The sequence below is a fragment of the Candidatus Planktophila sp. genome, assembly GCF_036734405.1.
In the GTDB taxonomy this organism is placed as follows: domain Bacteria; phylum Actinomycetota; class Actinomycetes; order Nanopelagicales; family Nanopelagicaceae; genus Planktophila.
Genome location: NZ_DAIMYR010000001.1, coordinates 203,307 through 222,566, shown reverse-complemented (window position 1 = coordinate 222,566; position 19,260 = coordinate 203,307). Strand labels below are relative to the sequence as shown.

Genomic DNA, 19,260 nt, shown 5'->3' with positions numbered 1-19,260 from the left:
GGTTTTATGCGAGAAAGCTTTCTAGATCTTTTAGTAGCGCTGGCTTTGGCTTTGCACCAACAATTTGTGTGACAACTTCCCCATTTACAAAAACATACATTGAAGGAATCGATGTAATGCCGTACTTGATTGCAATCGCAGACTCTTCATCTGTATTGAGCTTTACGATCTTGATCTTTGAGCCGTATTCATCAGAAATTTCTTCCAAGATTGGGCCAACCGCGCGGCATGGGCCACACCATTCAGCCCAAAAATCAACCAAAACAGGGGTGCTGCTCTTTAGAACCTCTGCATCAAAGGTTGCTGTCGTTACTTTGCTAGTTGCCATCGTCGTACTCCTCTTTTTGTCGGTATTAAATCAGTAAAGGGAAAAACTTAGTGAGCTAAAAACTTTTCAGCATCCAGGGCAGCCGCACAACCAGAACCAGCTGCGGTGATTGCTTGACGGTATGTGTGATCAACTAAGTCGCCACACGCAAAAACACCCTTTTGGTTTGTGCGGGTAGATCGACCTTCGCAAATTACATAACCTTCATTATCTAAATCAATTTGGCCAGTAATTAACTCGCTACGTGGAATATGTCCGATAGCAACAAACAAACCAGTAAAGGCGCGCTCTGATTCAGAACCATCGACAGTGCTGCGTAACTTAAGTGCTTCAACCTTGCTTTCACCCAAAACATCAATTACTTCGGTGTTCCACATAAATTCAATCTTCGGATTAGCTTTTGCGCGATCAGCCATAATTTTTGATGCGCGCAATGAATCGCGACGGTGAATCAACACAACTTTATCTGCAAAACGAGTTAGGAAGGTTGCCTCTTCAACTGCGCTATCTCCGCCACCGACAACTGCAATTGTTTGTCCACGGAAGAAGAAACCATCACATGTTGCACACCAGGAAACTCCATGGCCAGACAAACGCTTTTCATTAACTAAACCAATTTCACGGTAAGCGCTTCCAGTTGCAAGGATCACTGATTTTGCCTTAACAGTATTTCCAGAGCCGTCCTTTAGTACTTTGATATCGCCAGTTAAATCCATTTCAACAATGTCATCAGTAATTAGTTCAGCACCAAAGCGCTTTGCTTGCTTGCGCATACTGTCCATTAAATCTGGACCCATTACTCCATCTGTGAAACCTGGAAAGTTTTCAACTTCAGTTGTGTTCATAAGCGCACCACCTGCAGTAACAGAACCCTCATAAATAATTGGATCTAACTGCGCGCGGGCGGCATAGATCGCAGCTGTGTATCCAGCCGGACCTGATCCAACAATTACGACATTTCTTACTTCACTCATGTGTGCTCCCTAGACCCCGAAATCTAATGGTTTTCTTCAGGTTTTGTTGAACGGCGCGAGATTGAACTGCCCAGGTGGCGAATCATCGAGATCTCCTCAACCCGCAGCGCTTTAGCGGCAAAGATGTACCCGAAGAATGCGACAACCATCACAAGCAGTAACTGTCCAGCACGAGCTGGCGGTGTTAACTCAACCCCAACCCAATTAATGTATTCGACCATTGCAAACAACGGGAGCATTACAAGTAAAGCTGCGGTTAACAATCGTAAATGTTGTGCAATAAATTCTTTAATAGCTAATTTTCCAGTATGTTTTTTCAACAACTTAAGTGTTACTAGCAATCCAACTAAGTAACTGAAAGAAAAAGCCGCACCTAAACCGACCGTAACCCATTGATTTGGCAAGAAATACAAGAAGAAGTAAGACAGCGCCACTGAAATGATATTGATAATCAAAATGGAAATAACTTGTGTTCGGGTGTCTTCGAAAGCGTTAAAACCACGGATCAAAATTAAATTAATAGAAAAGGCCACCAAACCAAAACTCAACGCCGACAAGACATATCCAATATAGCGAGCATCTTCAATTGGAACACCAATAATAATTACTTCAGTAATTAAGGAGCCAAAGAGTAAGAATGCAACAGCACTTGGAATTGTAATTACTCCAACTAATCGAATTGCACGCACAAGTTGCGCTTTTACTTCTTCGCGCTTGCCATCAACTGCTAACTTAGAGATATGTGGCAAAATCGCCGTGATAATTGAAATAGTGACAATTGAATACGGTAACAACATTACATAGTAGGCAAATGTGTATGGCGTAAAACCAACACCAGCTGTAATACCCTCTTGTGCGCTGCGAACCGCGGCAGATGTAGCAACATTTACAGTTACCAAGTAACCAAGTTGTGAAATTAGGACATAAACCAAGGTCCAACCCGCCAAATTAAAGGATTTACCTAATCCCTCGACGCCAAGCTTTGGCTTGATTGTGATTCCTAAACGCTTAATTACCGGCACCAGAACTAGAGCTTGAACAACAACGCTAAAAGTGGTTCCCCAACCCAAAATTTGAACCTGTGAGGATGTGATATTTGAAATGTTCACGCCTGGAGAAAAGATTAAAAATCCACCAAAGAGGGCTATGCCAACTAGGTTATTTGCAATCGGGGCCCACATAAGCGGGCCAAAAGAACCGCGAGCATTAGCGACCTGGCCCAACATCGTGAACAATCCTAAGAAAAAGATTTGTGGCAGACAATAACGAGTAAAAGCAACAGCAATCTCTTGCTCAGTTTCAAAACCCGGTGTGAAAAATTCCGGGGCATATAAACGAACTAATGCAGGTGCAAAAACCATTCCAAGGGTAACTAATGCAAGAAGTATCAGCGAAATTGTTGTAATCAAACGCGAAGCAAAACCATCTCCTCCGTCATCATGTTCAAAGGAGCGAACAAGTTGTGGAATGAAAATGGCAGTTAAGGCTCCACCAACCAATAAGTTATACAAAATATTTGGCATTGTGTTTGCTACGTTGTAAGTATCTGCAAGTAATGCGGTACCTAAAACTGCAACAATTAAAATTCCACGGATAAATCCGGTGATTCGAGAAATAATTGTTCCAAGTGCCATGATTCCAGAAGCACGGAATAGCTCATTAGATTTCATTTGCTTCTCCTTCGGACCCGGCGAACACTTTGTGCAACAGCTGCTAATAAGAGAAGTATGGCTGCCCCTGTAGTAAACCAAATTACTCTTGAATCAACAACCGTTGAATTTAAAGTCAAGATCGCTGCGGGCACAACTTCGGCGTCATCTTCGGGACCTGTAATAAGTGCAGAAACAGTTGTTTGACCAGGCGCAATGACATCCACCTGCATTTCCAGCTGCCTTTTTGATTGAGCAGGGATTAAGACGTTATCAAAACTTTCAACAATTATTCGTGAGTTAGCTGCCAACATCGCGATATCAACGGTGACGTCAACATCAAAATCATTAATTACAGTGACCGGAAGCTTTACCGACAAAGTTGTTATTTGGTACTTACCGCTATTAATACGTAATTTATTAACCGTTTGCTTTACTGCATTGGTCGCACTTCGTGAAAAATATTCTCGTGAATTTTTATCTAAAGTTGGTGATAACAATTGACCTAAGCGCGCTCGAAGTTGAATCAATTCAGGGGTGTCGACAACACGTGATAAACGAGTTAATGCCTTGCGATTATCGCTATAGCTCTTGCGTAGAGGATTGCTTAGCCCTGACTTTCCTACACTCCACGCAACATCAGGTTCGCTTCGAACGATCCGGCCAAGGGCCAACTGCAAACGATCCTGCCCATAAATAAAGTAAGACCGCAACTCACTTGGTGCTAAAACTTTAGCCAGTGCAATATCTGGGTTCCCGTATGCAAGTGCAACAACTTCATTTCCGGCGGTTACTCGTTTTAACTGAGTCAACCAAGCCGTAGCAATTTCTTTTCCTGCAGGCTCTGCCTCGTTTGCCAATGTGTATTCATTACTCATCAGAATAACTTCATCAACTAAGGCCGCGTCAATAACCCATGTTCGATTCTTGGCGATGGGTTGATATACCTTCAAACCCAAATCACCCGATGGTGTCAAGGATTGCACTAAATCATCATTACGAAACTCACCGGTAAATGTTTGGCTTACTGGAGCAATAATTCGAATAACTGTATTTGTGGCGGCCGATTGGGGCATCATCAATAAAAGAAAAGTTGTGACAATAAGCAAAACTATTTTCTTCATTGTGTTATCTCGGCACTTCGCGCGATTAATTTCTTTTCATCAGGGTATGCAAGTCGGTCAACAATTTCCTCTAACGGAAACCAAGAAACTTCATCAACTTCACTTTCCTGAGCTGCTAAAACGCCGCCAACTTCTGCAAACATAAAGTGATGCACAGTCTTGTGAATTCTTTTTCCGCCGGCCATAAACCAGAAATCAATGACACCTAAAGATTTTGTAATGCTGGATGTAATACCGGTTTCTTCAGCTACCTCACGAATTGCAGCTTGCTCTGGGGTCTCACCTTCTTCAATATGGCCCTTAGGTAGCGACCACAATATGCGTTTTCCGGTTGCATCCTTAGTGTCGTAGCGACCGATCAATAAACCTTTAGTGCCTGTCGTATCAACAACTAAACCGCCAGCACTGACCTCATCAACACGCTTTGCATACGGGCGCTTTGCTTGAGGACTCTTATTGGGAGCCGTTTGAGTCTGTGGTTGTGGGCCGCGGTTACCGGAACGCTTACGTTTCCGTTTTTTCTTCGTGCCTTCGCTGCCCGCACCAGGTGCAGGGATCATGAAGTAAGGATAGTGCTTTAACCTTACTTATTGTGAGTAATGCATTAGGCGCAGCAGGAGAGTTATCGATCCGTTCATTGATTGAACGGGCACCGCTGGCCAGCTCCCTTGCCTTGGCCTTCAAGGCGCAAGGTTTCACCTTGGCATTAGTTGGTGGGCCTGTACGTGATGCGATCTTAGGTCGATTAGGAAATGATTTAGATTTCACAACAAATGCGCACCCATTAGAAACAAAAAAGATTTTGCAATCATGGGCTGACAATATCTGGGATACCGGAATTGCTTTTGGAACCGTTGCAGGAAAACGCGGTGACACAACTGTAGAAGTAACAACCTATCGAACCGAACAATACGATCCAGAATCTCGCAAACCTGAAGTTGAATACGGCGATTCAATCCATGGTGATTTATCAAGGCGCGATTTCACTGTTAATTCCATGGCACTTGAATTAACCGGCGACAAACCAGAGTTCATTGATCCATTTAACGGCTTACAAGATTTAGCTGCAAAAGTTTTGCGTACTCCGGTGCGCCCAGGAGATTCATTTAATGATGATCCTTTACGAATGATGCGCGCTGCTCGATTTGCTAGTCAATTAGAGTTTGAAATCGCACCAGATGTATTGGCTTCTATGAAGGATTTAGCTCATCGCATATCGATTATTTCAGCAGAACGTGTGCGCGATGAATTTACAAAAATAATGATGTCGGCAAATCCTCGTATCGGAATAACAATTCTTGTCGATACCGGTCTTGCAGATATTGTCTTGCCTGAAATTCCAAAGCTGCGCCTAGAAGTTGATGAACACCACCATCACAAAGATGTTTACGAACACTCAATTACAGTGCTGGAACAAGCGATTGCACTGGAAGAACGACTTGGTGGGCCAAACCTTGTGATTCGCATTGCCGCGCTTTTGCATGACATTGGAAAACCAAAAACTCGCGCATTTATCGAAGGCGGCGGCGTTTCCTTTCACCACCACGAAGTAGTTGGTGCGCGCCTTGCAAAAAAGCGTTTACAGGCGCTGCGCTTTGATAATGACACCATTGACGCCGTTGAGCTATTAACAATGCTCCACCTTCGTTTTCACGGCTATGGAGAAGGAGAATGGACTGATTCTGCTGTCCGCCGCTACGTGCGCGATGCAGGCGATTTCATTGCACATTTACATGTTTTAACTCGCGCAGATTGCACTACAAGAAATAAGACAAAGGCTGCTCGCTTGTCTGCTACTTATGATTCATTGGAAGCGCGAATTGAAGTTTTAATGGAGCAAGAAGAGTTATCAAAAATCCGCCCAGATTTAGATGGCGAGCAAGTCATGCAGATCTTAAAGTTAAAACCTTCACGTGAAGTTGGACAAGCGATGGATTTCTTAATGGAGCTACGTCTTGAACAGGGACCAATTGGTGAGGAAGCCGCCACAAAAGCGCTGCTTAATTGGTGGGCTAGTAGGTAGCTTTAAACTTACTTGGTCGCAGAACCACGACAGCAACTAACAAATAAGCACCCATCACAAACAATGGAACCTTTGCAGTTACTCCCGAAGTTGGCAGCAATAAAGCTGCAATTAAACCGCCACTAACAATTGCACTATTTACTACAACATCGTAAACAGCAAAAACGCGTCCACGGTAATAATCATCGATCTTGGATTGCACCAATGCATCATTGGTGACCTTTATGTTCTGGCCACAAAATGCGGTCAAGAATGCGGTAACTGCTAACGCAACTTCGGTCTGCCAGATCGCTAAAAAGATAGGTGAAAATGCACTTGCATACATGGCAAATTTAATCCAACGATGTCGACCAAATCGTGCAACTCCGTAAGGGGCCAAGAAGGCGCCTAAGAAAACACCGATTCCGGCAATAGTTAACGCGATTCCAAAACCCTGTAAGCCATCTTCTGGTCGTGATGGATCGTTGAAGGTATTGCGCTCGAGCAACAACGCAGTCAAAGTTAAAGCAGTTAGCCCGCCACGATGCACCGCAGTTGCAGAGATTCCGCGCGCGGTATCAATATTTTTGCGAAGGAATTCAATTCCCTCGCGCATATCGGTAAACCCTTGCCGAAATGAAGCTGCAGCTTTTTCATGTGCCAGCGGGCCGATTTCATACTTATCTAAACGGCCAGCAAGCAGCGCAGCGGTTAGATAACCACCAGCGGCAATCAGGATGAGCAAAGAATCCGCTTGATCTGCAAGGGCTGCGCCATCAACTAGTGCGCGAACACCAACGCCGATTCCGCCACCAATAACTACTAAAACAGAACCACCGGTTACTGCAATTGCATTTGCTGTAATCAATGACTTTGCATCAATTAACAAAGGTAGGCCGGCTGATAGAGCTGCAAGAATTAAACGGTTGATTCCGAAAGCAATAAGTACAACTGCAGTTAGCGCAACACCAGTAGCGCCGCTAAAAACAAATACTGCAACTACCAATAAATTGGCACTGCGGGCAAGGTTTGCAAAAAACAAAGCACGTTGACGCGAAACACGATCTAAAATTGTTCCAACAAAAGGTCCAACTATCGAATACGGCAATAGAACAACTGCAAAACCAATTGCTGCACTTAAGGCATTTGCTTGGCGTTCTGGAGAAAACAAAACAAAGGATGCAAGTGCGCTCTGAAAGACGCCATCGGTCATCTGCCCTGTCCAACGAACAGCCAAGAGCCTGGAAAGCCGCGGATGTCGAAGCAACCCAGCGAAACTCATAAGAAAGAGCGTATCCCTGAATTTAGGATTATTCTTCACCCTAATGAAATCGCAACGATCATTCATCGATTATTCACTCGACAAGCGAGCTACCTTGATAGCCCTGTTTCGTGGAACCGTTGATGCCTGCGATGCTGATCCTTATTTAATGCGCGCAGCCAAATGGCATGGCGACACCGTTAATCGCAACTGCCCAGTCTGCAAAAAAGAAGAGCTGGTCGAACTTCGCTACACCTTTGGAGAACAACTAGGCCAATACTCAGGGCGCATTAAGACTCCCCGCGAATTAGTTGAGATGGAATGCGAATTCGGTGAGTTCACCGTCTACATCGTCGAGGTCTGTAAGAACTGTTCATGGAATCACCTGTGCGCCTCGTACATTTTGGGCGATGGAGTTGAGCGAAAAGCCCCGCGCAAAGTGCGGACCTTGGAGGATGAGGATTACGTCAAGGGATAGCATTGCCAAATGGCCCGTAAATTACTGATTAGAGCTGCCGTATTCCTTGGCGGCTTTGGTTTTGTTGCCGGCTCAGTTTTATTTGCACTTGCCTATTTCACCGTTGATATTCCAGATCCCAACGCCTATGTAAATAGCCAATCCACAATTATTCAGTACTCAAACGGTGAAGAAATTGGTCGCGTTGGAACTCAGAACCGACAAATCGTTCCACTGGCAAAAATTCCACTGAATGTACGTTACGCAGTTCTAGCTGCAGAAGATCGTAATTTTTATTCAAACAAGGCTTTCTCAATTACCGGAATTGCCCGCGCGGTAATAAACAATTTGCGCGGTGGCTCATTGCAAGGTGGATCAACAATCACGCAGCAATACGCCAAGACCGCTTTTCTTACCCCTAGCCGAACGATTCAGCGCAAGGTCCGAGAATTAGTAATTGCAATCAAATTAGAAAACCAACTGTCAAAAGATCAAATCTTTGAAAGTTACTTAAACACAATTTACTTTGGTCGCGGTTCATACGGTGTTATGACCGCGTCACAGCAATACTTCAATCGCAATGTTGATCAACTAACTGATTCACAAGCAGTAGTGATCGCATCAATCTTGCGCTCGCCGGGCTTATACGACCCAGTATTTAGAGAAGGCAACGCCGAACGCCTAGCTAATCGATTTGAATACACAATCAACAACATGATTGAAGCTGGCTGGCTAGATGAAAAAGCTGCCGCCAAGATGAAGCTTCCAAAGGTTGCACCGCGTGCTACTTCAGGTCAGCTCAGTGGTCCAAAAGGTCACGTCATCGAAGCTGTTCAAAAAGAGTTAGCAAAACTTGGATTTAGCCAAGATCAACTACTAGTCGGTGGACTTGTAATTAAAACCACCTTGGATCAAAAGGCTCAACAATCTGCCGTTGATGCGGTTAATAAGTTTTATCCAACAAATGCGCCAGCAGATCTGCGTATTGGCCTAGTTGCAATCCGCCCTGGAACCGGCGAAGTATTAGCTCTTTACGGTGGCCGTGACTATCTAGAGCGTCAATTAAATGATGCAACTCAATCAATTACGCAAGCAGGTTCAACATTTAAAGCCTTTGCTTTAGTTGCCGGGCTTGAACAAGGAATTCCGCTTACTTCAATGTGGAACGGTGACTCACCACAAACATTTGATGATTTAGGTAAGCCATACATTGTTTCAAATTATGGAAACAATGGTTTCGGTCAAGTTAGCTTAATGGAAGCAACAAAGCGTTCGATTAACACCATCTTTGTTCCACTTGGAATAAAGGTTGGCCCAGACAAGGTCGTAGATGTTGCACGCCGTGCTGGAATTCCTGAAAGTGTTGCGATGATGCCAACACCATCTGTTGTTCTAGGTACATCAAGCCCGCATGTTATTGATGTTGCCAACGCATATGCGACTTTTGCAGCGCAAGGTATTAAGTCAAAACCTTTCCTCGTGTCTCAGGTATTAGGTTCCAACAAAGGTGTTTTGTATGAAGGTACACCTCAAACTCAAGAAGCATTTAGCAGAGAGGTCATGGCAGATTTAACGTACGCGCTTAAAGGAACAATTTTAGGTGGAACCGGTGCGGCAGCACTTGCTTTAGGTCGACCTGTAGCTGGTAAGACTGGAACTTCACAATCAAATGCATCTGCCTGGTTTAGCGCTTACACGCCGCAGATTGCAGCATCAGTTTCTTTCTTCCGCGACAACGCAACTCAATCCCTTAACGGAATTGGTGGAATGACATCACTGACAGGTGGATCTTTCCCCGCACGTATCTGGACACAATTTATGAAGGGCGCACTCAAGGGCGAACCAATTATGGATTTCCCTGCGCCAGCAAATATTGGTGGATTAGAACCTGTTGTTATGACATCGGGTGGAGTACAGAAGCCTAAAGATTAATGAAAGTCCGCACCTTTGTTGCCTTAGCAATACTGGCATCACTGCTTTCTGTAGCGAAATTTAGCCATTGCGCAAACACTGGCTGGGCAACGCCAGATCAATATGTTCACGCCTGTTATAGCGATCTCCCGGCGTTGTTCGAAGCACGGGGATTAAGTACAAATCAATGGCCATTTGCAAGTGATGACAACAGCGTTGAATACCCAGTAATCACAGCAATGGTTATGTATGTAACCTCCTTTGCGGCTAATTCGCCGGTTTCATACTTTAATATCAATATTTTCTTTTTGATTCTTTTGTTTATCGCAACCGTCTTAATTGTCAGAAAGATACGACCAGAGTTTGCATACCTTGTGCCAGTTGCACCAGCGATGATCGCTTCACTGTTTATCAATTGGGATTTGTGGGCTATTGCGACAATGATGCTTGCGATCTATTGGTTTGATCGTAAACAATTTATCTTCAGCGCTTTATTAATGGGCTTATCTATCTCTACGAAGTTTTTGCCAATCTTCTTACTGATCCCAATTGTTTTCATTTTCTGGCGTGAGAATAAAATCAAAGAAGCAATTAAATACATTGCAATTGCTTTTGGAACTTGGTTAGCAATCAATCTTCCATTTGCAGTAACAACCCCGACAGGTTGGTGGCGCTTTTACAAACTCAATCTGGAACGTGGACCAGACTGGGGATCATTCTGGTTAGCCCTTCAACAACTAGGGATTAACCTAACCAATCTGAACTACCTTTCAATTTTGTTATTGCTGATCGCACTAACAACAATTGCGATCCTATTATTTGAAATCAAGTACACACCTTCACTTGCATCAGTTTCCTTCTTTGTGCTGGCATCTGTAATGCTTGCAAGTAAGGTGTATTCACCGCAATATGTTCTGTGGCTAACTCCGCTAGCTGTTATCGCGTTAACTAATAAAAAAGATCTGCACGCATTTTGGGTTTGGCAAGCAACTGAATTGATTTATCACATCGCCATTTGGCAACACCTGGCACAAGTCACCGATGCCAAGTTTGGACTTGGACCAACCCCATTTGCCATCCTGACCCTGGTCCGAATCGGGGGCACCATCTACCTGATGGCGGTCCTGGCCCGCCGGGCCCTTCAGGCTCGAAATACGCACAGCAGGCTGCTCGATTTACTGTTTGAGGGCTCCAAGGCCTACCCTTAGGCCTCTTATTCCCTTAGGTTTTCCTACGGTAGTAAGGAATTTAACCCTCCTGTCACGGAAATACCGTGGCCGTCTTAGTCCAGAGGAGGTCGGGTTAACACATGCGTCATTATGAACTTATGGTCATTCTTGATCCAGAACTAGAAGAACGCACAGTCACACCAAGCCTAGAAACATACTTGAAGATCATCAAAGACTCAGGTGGAACAGTCAACAAGCTCGACTTGTGGGGCCGTCGCCGTATGTCTTTTGAGATTGCGAAAAAAGGCGAAGGTATCTACGCAGTAATTGATATGAACTGCGAACCAGCAGCGATTAAGGAATTAGATCGCCAGCTTAATTTGAACGAATCAGTGTTACGCACAAAGGCAATGCGTCTAGACGCATAATCTTTTGCATACATGATGCTAGGACTCCACCAGTAGTTATAGAGAGCTAGAGAGATGAGGAAATAAAATGGCAGCAGGAGATACAACAATCACAATGATCGGCAACTTAGTTGACGATCCAGAGCTACGTTTCACACCATCAGGTGCGGCCGTTGCAAAGTTTCGCGTTGCATCAACACCACGCTATTTAGATAAGCAAACTAATGAATGGAAAGATGGCGAGAGCCTTTTCCTTCAGTGTCAGATTTGGCGTCAAGCAGCTGAAAATGTTGCAGAGTCACTGACAAAAGGAATGCGCGTCATCCTTTCTGGTCGTCTTAAGCAACGTTCATATGAAACTAAAGAGGGCGAAAAGCGCACCGTCTTTGAGGTAGAAGTAGATGAAGTCGGTCCATCACTACGCAATGCAACAGCGAAGGTCACAAAGGCCCAGCGTTCTGCAGGTGCGAGCGGCGGATACTCTGCACCAGCTGCAGCGGATTCATTTAACGAAGATCCATGGGCAGCAGCATCATCGTCAACTCCAGCTGGTGGTGGATGGGGAACATCTACTACCGACGAACCACCGTTCTAAACACACACAAATTAAATAAACACAGGCCAACCGACAATCCATTCCTAGTTCGCAAGGACTAGGGCCCGAAAAGGAGCACCATAATGGGAGCAAGAAATAACAAGGCTCTACGCGAGCCGAAGAATAAGAATGCAAAAGCTGCAGCCTTAAACAAGAAGTTTAAGAAGAAGCCTTGCAGCTTCTGCCAGCAGAAGGTCACATATATCGATTACAAAGATATTGCAACCCTTCGCAAGTACATTTCTGATCGCGGCAAAATCCGCGCTCGCCGCGTTACAGGTGCATGCACACAGCACCAGCGTTCAATCGCAACTGCGGTAAAGAACAGCCGTGAAGTAGCACTACTTCCTTACACATCTTCAGCGCGATAAGGGGAATAGAGATATGAAACTAATCCTTACTCGCGAAGTTGCAGGCCTAGGCACTGCAGGAGATGTTGTAACTGTTAAAGATGGATTCGCTCGCAACTACTTGTTGCCACGCGGAAACGCAATTGCTTGGTCACAAGGTGGAGAAAAGCAGATCGAAAGCATTCGTCGCGCGCGTTCAGCTCGTGAAGTTCGCGATATCGATCACGCCAAGGAGATCAAGGCAAAGCTTGAAGGCGCATCAGTTGTTGCTAAGGCAAAGGTTGGCGCTAAGGGCGCACTCTTTGGTTCAGTAACTGACAAAGATGTTGCAGCAGCAATCAAGGTAGCAACTGGTCTAGATATCGATCGTCACACGATCGCAACTAAGGGCCACATCAAGAAGCTTGGTAGCCACGATGTAAAGATCTCTCTAGGTCATAACGTTGTTGCAAAGGTTTCAGTAAGCGTTGTTGCTGACAAGTAATTCATAATTAAGAAAGCCCGTCACTTGTGTGGCGGGCTTTCTTATTGCCATAACTGAAATCTCATTATGTGAAATTTGAGAAATTACTTTGGTCCACACCCCTGTGTGCATAGATATCGCCTCTGACCTGCACCTATAGGGGCTTCGAGAGTGAGCACCCACAGTTATACACATTGCATCCACCGTGCTGTACACAGGAAAAAGCGGTTATCCACCTACTTATACACAGCTTCATGCACAGGTAGCCGACACCTTCTTCGCCTGCGGTAGGGGTTTGCGCCTAAGTTACGCATCTACAAGCACAGGCTTGTCAGTGTCCTATGGGAGGTTTATCGCGTGAGCATCGCAGAACTTCCCAATCAACGCCCTCGTGACCCCAACATCAACTCTGTTGGCGCCGAATTCGAGCGCACACCACCACAGGATTTAATCGCAGAACAATCTGTTCTCGGTGGAATGTTGTTATCAAAAGATGCAATTGCAGATGTCATTGAAATTATTCGCGATCGCGATTTCTATCGTCCGGCACACGAATTAATTTATGACGCAATCATTGATTTGTATGGACGCGGAGAACCAGCTGATGCCGTAACTGTTTCTGCCGAACTTTCAAAGCGCGGAGATATTGCACGCGCAGGTGGTGCACCATATTTGCACACATTGATTTCATCAGTACCAACTGCAGCGAATGCGGGTTACTACGCAAAGATTGTTCGCGAACACGCAATCATGCGCCGTTTAGTTGAAGCTGGAACAAAGATTGTTCAATACGGTTACACAACCGAAGGCGAAGTCGATGAAATGGTCGACTTGGCGCAAGCCGAAGTGTATGCAGTTACTGAACGTCGTTCATCTGAAGATTATGTTCAACTATCAACCCTGTTGCCACAAGCACTTGATGAGATTGAAGCAATCTCTAAGGGAATTGGTGTCGAAGGTGTAATGACAGGATTTAAAGATCTTGATCAATTAACACATGGCTTACATCCAGGAAACATGATTATTCTAGCTGCGCGACCTGCGATGGGTAAGTCAACACTTGGTTTGGATATAGCGCGCAACGCATCAATTCACAACGGACAAACATCAGTCATCTTTTCTCTTGAAATGTCAAAGAGTGAAATCACAATGCGTATGTTGTCTGCTGAAGCACGAGTTGGTTTGAACAATATTCGCTCTGGTTCATTATCTGATGACGAATGGTCACGTCTTGCTCGTCGTATGGGTGAAATTTCAGAAGCGCCATTGTTTATCGATGACTCCCCTAACCTTTCCATGATGGAAATCCGCGCAAAGGCACGTCGCCTTAAGCAACGTCATGATCTAAAACTTATTGTTATTGACTACTTGCAGTTGATGTCTAGCGGCAAAAAAGTTGAGAATCGCCAGCAGGAAGTTTCCGAATTTTCACGCCAACTCAAATTGATGGCTAAAGAGCTTAATATTCCGGTTATCGCGATTTCACAGCTAAACCGTGGACCAGAACAACGTACCGATAAGCGTCCTATGTTGTCAGATCTTCGTGAATCAGGTTCTATCGAACAAGATGCTGACGTTGTAATCATGTTGCACCGCGACGATATGTACGATTCACAAAACCGTACTGGTGAAGCAGATCTAATTGTTGCTAAGCACCGTAACGGACCAACTGCAAAAATTACGGTGTCAGCGCAACTTCACTACGCACGCTTTGTTGATATGCCGCAAAACCCAGGTGGCGGACAGGACTGGACGCAACAACGCGAAACAAATAATTCCGCCCCAGAAGATAACTTCGGAGGTTAAGCCGCTACCGATTTCGCGCGGTCTGCAATATAAATTCCAATAAGCACAATGGCAGCACCAATTAACTGAATTCCATTCCAACTTTGTTGTAACCACATCCATGCAAAGATGCCAGCAAAAACCGGTTCCATCATTCCAATCACGCTAGCTGTTGATGCTGACAGCAAACGCAGACCACTGATAACAAACAGGTAAGGAACAATTGTTCCCATCACAATAACCCAAAGAATCAACAGCCACCCTGGCAAGGTGTTTCCGGCAAATACACCTTGAAGGTCCATGTCGATTGTGAAAACTTCAAAAGGAAAATTCCACAGCGGCATCGACGAGCTCCACGCAAGGGATGCCATTCCAAGTCCCCACACCGTCAGCGACATCGCTGATCGACTTGTTCCAAAGCTCTTACCAATTAAAAAGTATGCCGTTAATGCAAAAGCGCTCACTAGCGCGCCTAACAATCCAAGTAAATCAAAACTCAAACCATTCCAGACCTGTGCAAGCAGAATTAATCCAAGCAATGACAAAGCGATCGCGCCCCACATCGATGCAGGGACATATATTTTGCGAACATATTTAATCCACAACGCGATCCAAATAGGTGCGGTGAATTCAATGATTAAAACCAGACTGAGCGGAACTCCGCGCTGGATACCTAGGAAATAACCCGCCTGAACCGCAGCAAAACCAATGATTCCGTAGGCAGCCAGCTTTGGAATTAGCTTCTTGGGAGCCCGCAAAGATTCGCGATCAATAAACAATGCAATAGCTAAGAGAATAAAGAAGGCACCAATAGAACGCACCTGCGCCAAACGAAATGGCGTGATGTGGTCTAAAACAACGGTGGAAATAACCCCGTTAAAGGAGAAAACAAGGCCTCCCATTACAAGGTAAAACTCTCCGCGGTGCTTTGTAAGCATCCGAGAAGGTTACCTCACAAATTTAGAAGGCAGATTCAGGCCTAAAACGCTGATTCAGGGAGCTCCATAATTGCGCCGTCAGTTGCTTCTACGATCTTACGATCTGCAGTGATATGTGGCAGATAGTTATGAACGAAGAATTTAGCTGCTGCAATCTTGCCAGTGTAGAAATCTGTGTCTTTGCCAGCGTTAGGCAGTTTTTCAACTGCGATATCAGCTTGGCGTAGCAACAACCATGATGTGATGATGTCGCCAACAGCCATCAAACAGCGTGATGTGTTCAAACCCACTGTGTAAATCTTTACTGGATCGGTTTGTGATTCCATTGCATGTCCAACGAGAACAGCGATGATTCCATTCAAGTCACCAAGTGCCTTAAGTAACGCCTGCTTTTCAGCTGCGTGTACGCCACCGGTTTCAGCAAATGCTGCAATTTCTTTTCCTAGTAGACCAATTGCGCGTCCACCATCTTTAACAATCTTACGGAAGAAGAAATCAAGACCCTGAATCGCAGTTGTACCTTCATACAAAGTATCAATCTTTGCATCGCGTACATACTGTTCGATTGGCCAGTCACGGGTAAATCCTGCGCCACCAAATGTTTGTAGTGATTCAGTGCCAAGAAGTGTCCAAGACTTTTCTGATCCGTAACCCTTAACTACAGGAAGCAATAGATCATTGAGCTTTTCCATATCTTCGGCGCGCTCTTTATCGCCAGCCTTGATTGCAAGTTCAATCTCATCTTGAATCGATGCGGTGTAGAGAACAAGTGCACGCATACCCTCGCTGTAAGACTTCTGAACCATCAGCGAACGACGCACATCTGGGTGCTTGATAATGGTTACACGAGGCGATGCCTTGTCATTCATTACCTTCATGTCGCCGCCTTGTACACGCTCTTTGGCATAAGCCAATGCCTGCATGTAACCAGCAGAAAGTGTTGCAATAGCTTTGGTTCCAACCATCATGCGAGCAAATTCGATGACCTTAAACATTTGTGCAATACCTTCGTGCACATCACCTAGCAAGTAACCAACCGCAGGCTCTTTTTCTCCCAAATTAACTTCGCAGGTTGCAGAGACGTTAAGACCCATCTTGTCTTCAAGTTGAGTTACAAATACTCCGTTGCGCTTACCCATTTCGCCAGTTTCAAAATCAAACATGAACTTAGGAATTAAGAACAGTGAAAGACCCTTAGTTCCTGGTCCGCCACCTTCGCGGCGAGCAAGCACAAAGTGAACAACGTTGTCGTAGAAATCAGCATCACCTGATGTGATGTAACGCTTTGTTCCGGTGATGTGCCAAGTTCCATCAGCTTGCTGCACAGCCTTAGTACGACCTGCACCAACATCTGAACCTGCATCAGGTTCAGTTAGTTGCATCGTTGCACCCCAGTGCTTATCAACCATTAACTTTGCAATCTTCTTTTGTTCTTCTGTTCCTAGAACATAAGCAACTTGTGCAAACGCGTACCCTGATGCGTAAATGTGAATTGCAGGGTTTGAACCCAAAACCATTTCAGCGATTGCCCAACGAACTGATGGAGGAATCTTCATTCCGCCTAATTCAACTGGTGCATCAACGCGCCACCATTCGCCATCAACATATGCCTTGTATGACTTCTTAAAACTTTCAGGCAGTGTGACATTGCCAGTTTCTTTGTTCAAAGTCGCGCCAACACGATCACCTTCAACAAAAGATGCAGCCAAATCGTTTTCACATAAACGCTTTACCTCTTCAAGCATTCCCATTGCGGTATCGCGATCAACTTCGGCATATAGGCTTTGGCCCATAATTTTGTCGCGACCAAGTAGGTCAAAGAGGCAGAATTCAATGTCACGTAGATTTGCTTTGTAGTGGCTCATGCCATAATTGTGCTACCCGCCAGTAACTTACGCAAGATTTATCCCTAAGGTTTGCCCAACCTTCTTCTTGGATAAACCCCCCGTTCAGCCATTTAGAGGAGAGTGCTCCGCATGAAGATTGTCATCATCGGCGGCGGGATCATCGGAACCGCCCATGCCTTTGAGGCGATCAAGTGCGGCCACCAAGTTATTCAGCTTGAACGAGATGAGGTCGCCCGCAGCGCATCGGTTCGAAACTTTGGCCTGGTTTGGGTGAGCGGTAGAAAAAGTGGTGTTGAGCTACAAGCGGCAGTTCGCGCTCGCCAGTTGTGGGATGAAGTACACAACGCAATTCCGGAAATGCTCTTTCGCGCAAATGGATCGTTGACTCTTGCAATAAATAAAGAAGAAATTGCTGTCATGGAAGAGTGCTTAAAGAAAGAGGACGCGGCGGATCGCCAGTGGCAAATACTTGATCGTGATGAAACACAAAAGATCAATCCCGCACTTCGTGGCAGTTACTTAGCATCGCTATGGTGCCCACTGGATGCAACGGTCGAACCAGGATCTGTTTTGCATTCAATGCGAGAGTATTTGTTGCGCAACGAGAATTACATTTGGCGCAACAATCTAGATGTTGTTGATGTTCGTAGCAACACAAACACAGCCGCTGTCGTTGCCCGCAATGGTGAATTATTCGAAGGAGATGTTGTAATTGTGTGTCCTGGCGCAGACCACACATCATTGTTTAAAGAACAGTTTGATTCTGCACCAATTCGACGTGTGCGATTACAGATGATGAGCACAGAACCACTCGATGAAATCTTGACAACATCAATTGCTGATGGTGATTCGATGCGCTACTACCCAGGATATGAAGTCCCAACACGTGAAAATCTGCCACCACAACACCACATTGCATCAACAAATCACATGCAGCTACTTATGGTGCAGCGGGCAGATGGCAGCCTGACTATTGGTGATACTCATGAATACGCCGAACCATTTCAATTTAAATTAGATGAAGACCCATATACATACCTGCATGAAGTTGCGAGCAATTTGTTAGGCAAGAAACTGCCGCCAATTGCACAGCGTTGGGATGGCGTCTATAGCCAGCGCACCGATGGCGCTGTTTGCGATCGTCGACGGATTGCGCACAACATAATTTCTGTTACGGGACCCGGAGGCCGAGGAAATACTTTGGCTCCGGCAATTGCTGAAGAGACTATTAAGGGGCTGTAATGCAGGTAGAGATGGTTGCTTTTGATGTTGCAGGAACTGTTCTAAATGATGATGGGCTTGTTATTTCAGCGTTTAAGAAAGCTTTCGAAGCAACGCAGCCTGACTTGTGGCCCACACACGGTGAGCAATGGACACAATACGCAATCGACACCATGGGCCAATCAAAGATTCATGTTTTTACCGAGTTGCTAGGTGATTCTGAAAAAGCACAAAAGGCAAATGTTGCATTCGAAGAAGCCTACTTAAATGAAATTGCAGCAGTTGGCGCAGTACCAATCGAAGGTGCCGAAGATTTATTTAAGTATCTTCGCGCTAAAGGGATTGCAGTAACACTTACCACCGGGTTTAGTCGCAGAACTTTAGATACTTTGTTAAATCAACTGGGCTGGAAAGATCTCATTGATCTATCTGTTACTCCAAGTGAAGCCGGCCGGGGTCGCCCACATCCAGATATGTTAAACATGTCTGTAGAAGTCTTAGGTATTACTAAACCGTCACATGTGATTGTTTGCGGAGACACTGCAGCGGACATGCAAGCTGCAGTTTCCTTTGGTGCAAGTCAAACCATCGGTGTTTTATCTGGAGCCCATGATGAACACACCTTGCGTGATGCCGGCGCGACATCTGTTATTAACTCTGTAGCCGATTTAAAGTCACTTATTTAACACTGAATTTTTCATGAGAGTTCACCCTCATGACTTGGTCTCGACATATTTCTAACACCGACTGTTTCCTTTCTGGGTAAAGAGTGCATTCAC

General features: G+C 45.1%; 19 protein-coding genes. 11 read left to right on the top strand and 8 right to left on the bottom strand.

Annotation, left to right across the window (positions count from 1 at the left end; translation table 11 throughout):
* Positions 1 to 4: 4 nt before the first annotated feature.
* Genes trxA through AC9UC2_RS01020 form a run of 5 tightly spaced genes read right to left on the bottom strand, consistent with a single transcriptional unit; the run spans position 5 to position 4,635 of the window.
* Positions 5 to 328, bottom strand: coding sequence for a thioredoxin (trxA, locus tag AC9UC2_RS01040; RefSeq protein ID WP_509524218.1), 324 nt, complete (start codon positions 326 to 328; stop codon positions 5 to 7).
* Between the two features lie 47 nt (positions 329 to 375).
* Positions 376 to 1,302, bottom strand: a complete 927-nt coding sequence (gene trxB, locus AC9UC2_RS01035; RefSeq protein WP_509524216.1) for a thioredoxin-disulfide reductase — start codon at positions 1,300 to 1,302, stop codon at positions 376 to 378.
* Between the two features lie 23 nt (positions 1,303 to 1,325).
* Entirely contained in the window at positions 1,326 to 2,972 is a 1,647-nt protein-coding gene (gene murJ, locus AC9UC2_RS01030; RefSeq protein ID WP_509524213.1) for a murein biosynthesis integral membrane protein MurJ, read from the bottom strand.
* Positions 2,969 to 4,075, bottom strand: coding sequence for a DUF6049 family protein (locus tag AC9UC2_RS01025; protein ID WP_509524211.1), 1,107 nt, complete (start codon positions 4,073 to 4,075; stop codon positions 2,969 to 2,971). The genes murJ and AC9UC2_RS01025 overlap by 4 nt, the downstream gene beginning before the upstream one ends.
* A complete protein-coding gene (locus AC9UC2_RS01020; protein ID WP_509524209.1) occupies positions 4,072 to 4,635 on the bottom strand; it encodes an NUDIX hydrolase in 564 nt (187 codons plus the stop codon). The genes AC9UC2_RS01025 and AC9UC2_RS01020 overlap by 4 nt, the downstream gene beginning before the upstream one ends.
* 32 nt (positions 4,636 to 4,667) lie before the next feature.
* On the opposite strand from AC9UC2_RS01020, the gene AC9UC2_RS01015 reads away from it, so the two are divergent.
* Positions 4,668 to 6,098 (top strand): CCA tRNA nucleotidyltransferase, encoded by a 1,431-nt coding sequence (locus tag AC9UC2_RS01015; RefSeq protein ID WP_509524207.1) that lies wholly within the window; start codon positions 4,668 to 4,670, stop codon positions 6,096 to 6,098.
* Here the strand turns inward: AC9UC2_RS01015 and AC9UC2_RS01010 are convergent.
* Positions 6,088 to 7,359: an MFS transporter gene (locus AC9UC2_RS01010; RefSeq protein ID WP_509524204.1), complete on the bottom strand. Its 1,272-nt coding sequence runs from the start codon at positions 7,357 to 7,359 to the stop codon at positions 6,088 to 6,090. The two genes, AC9UC2_RS01015 and AC9UC2_RS01010, sit on opposite strands and share 11 nt — an antisense overlap.
* A gap of 43 nt (positions 7,360 to 7,402) precedes the next feature.
* On the opposite strand from AC9UC2_RS01010, the gene AC9UC2_RS01005 reads away from it, so the two are divergent.
* The 8 genes from AC9UC2_RS01005 (at position 7,403) to dnaB (ending at position 14,496) form a co-directional block, all read left to right on the top strand.
* The gene (locus AC9UC2_RS01005; RefSeq protein WP_509524202.1) at positions 7,403 to 7,816 is read left to right on the top strand and encodes a DUF5318 family protein; all 414 of its coding nucleotides are present in this window, start codon (positions 7,403 to 7,405) and stop codon (positions 7,814 to 7,816) included.
* A 9-nt stretch (positions 7,817 to 7,825) separates the two neighbouring features.
* A complete protein-coding gene (locus AC9UC2_RS01000) occupies positions 7,826 to 9,727 on the top strand; it encodes a transglycosylase domain-containing protein (RefSeq protein ID WP_509524199.1) in 1,902 nt (633 codons plus the stop codon).
* Positions 9,727 to 10,914, top strand: coding sequence for a glycosyltransferase family 87 protein (locus AC9UC2_RS00995; RefSeq protein ID WP_509524196.1), 1,188 nt, complete (start codon positions 9,727 to 9,729; stop codon positions 10,912 to 10,914). The genes AC9UC2_RS01000 and AC9UC2_RS00995 overlap by 1 nt, the downstream gene beginning before the upstream one ends.
* A 101-nt stretch (positions 10,915 to 11,015) precedes the next feature.
* Entirely contained in the window at positions 11,016 to 11,303 is a 288-nt protein-coding gene (gene rpsF, locus AC9UC2_RS00990; protein WP_509524194.1) for a 30S ribosomal protein S6, read from the top strand.
* Positions 11,304 to 11,370: 67 nt separating this feature from the next.
* Positions 11,371 to 11,877 (top strand): single-stranded DNA-binding protein, encoded by a 507-nt coding sequence (locus tag AC9UC2_RS00985; protein ID WP_509524192.1) that lies wholly within the window; start codon positions 11,371 to 11,373, stop codon positions 11,875 to 11,877.
* An 83-nt stretch (positions 11,878 to 11,960) separates the two neighbouring features.
* Positions 11,961 to 12,248 carry a 30S ribosomal protein S18 gene (gene rpsR, locus AC9UC2_RS00980; protein ID WP_509524189.1) on the top strand — a complete coding sequence of 96 codons (288 nt, stop codon included), beginning with the start codon at positions 11,961 to 11,963 and terminating at the stop codon, positions 12,246 to 12,248.
* A gap of 13 nt (positions 12,249 to 12,261) precedes the next feature.
* Positions 12,262 to 12,711 (top strand): 50S ribosomal protein L9, encoded by a 450-nt coding sequence (gene rplI, locus AC9UC2_RS00975; RefSeq protein WP_509524187.1) that lies wholly within the window; start codon positions 12,262 to 12,264, stop codon positions 12,709 to 12,711.
* A 336-nt stretch (positions 12,712 to 13,047) separates the two neighbouring features.
* Positions 13,048 to 14,496 carry a replicative DNA helicase gene (gene dnaB / locus AC9UC2_RS00970; protein WP_509524185.1) on the top strand — a complete coding sequence of 483 codons (1,449 nt, stop codon included), beginning with the start codon at positions 13,048 to 13,050 and terminating at the stop codon, positions 14,494 to 14,496.
* Here dnaB and AC9UC2_RS00965 read toward each other — a convergent pair.
* Together AC9UC2_RS00965 and AC9UC2_RS00960 are read right to left on the bottom strand one after the other, a co-directional pair.
* Complete coding sequence (locus tag AC9UC2_RS00965; protein ID WP_509524182.1) at positions 14,493 to 15,413, bottom strand: DMT family transporter; 921 nt, start codon at positions 15,411 to 15,413, stop codon at positions 14,493 to 14,495. The two genes, dnaB and AC9UC2_RS00965, sit on opposite strands and share 4 nt — an antisense overlap.
* A 41-nt stretch (positions 15,414 to 15,454) precedes the next feature.
* Complete coding sequence (locus AC9UC2_RS00960; protein WP_509524179.1) at positions 15,455 to 17,278, bottom strand: acyl-CoA dehydrogenase; 1,824 nt, start codon at positions 17,276 to 17,278, stop codon at positions 15,455 to 15,457.
* Between the two features lie 111 nt (positions 17,279 to 17,389).
* Between AC9UC2_RS00960 and AC9UC2_RS00955 the strand changes: the two genes are divergently transcribed.
* Together AC9UC2_RS00955 and AC9UC2_RS00950 are read left to right on the top strand one after the other, a co-directional pair.
* Complete coding sequence (locus tag AC9UC2_RS00955; protein ID WP_509524177.1) at positions 17,390 to 18,502, top strand: TIGR03364 family FAD-dependent oxidoreductase; 1,113 nt, start codon at positions 17,390 to 17,392, stop codon at positions 18,500 to 18,502.
* Positions 18,502 to 19,167 carry an HAD-IA family hydrolase gene (locus AC9UC2_RS00950; protein WP_509524175.1) on the top strand — a complete coding sequence of 222 codons (666 nt, stop codon included), beginning with the start codon at positions 18,502 to 18,504 and terminating at the stop codon, positions 19,165 to 19,167. The genes AC9UC2_RS00955 and AC9UC2_RS00950 overlap by 1 nt, the downstream gene beginning before the upstream one ends.
* The last annotated feature ends 93 nt before the right edge of the window (positions 19,168 to 19,260 follow it).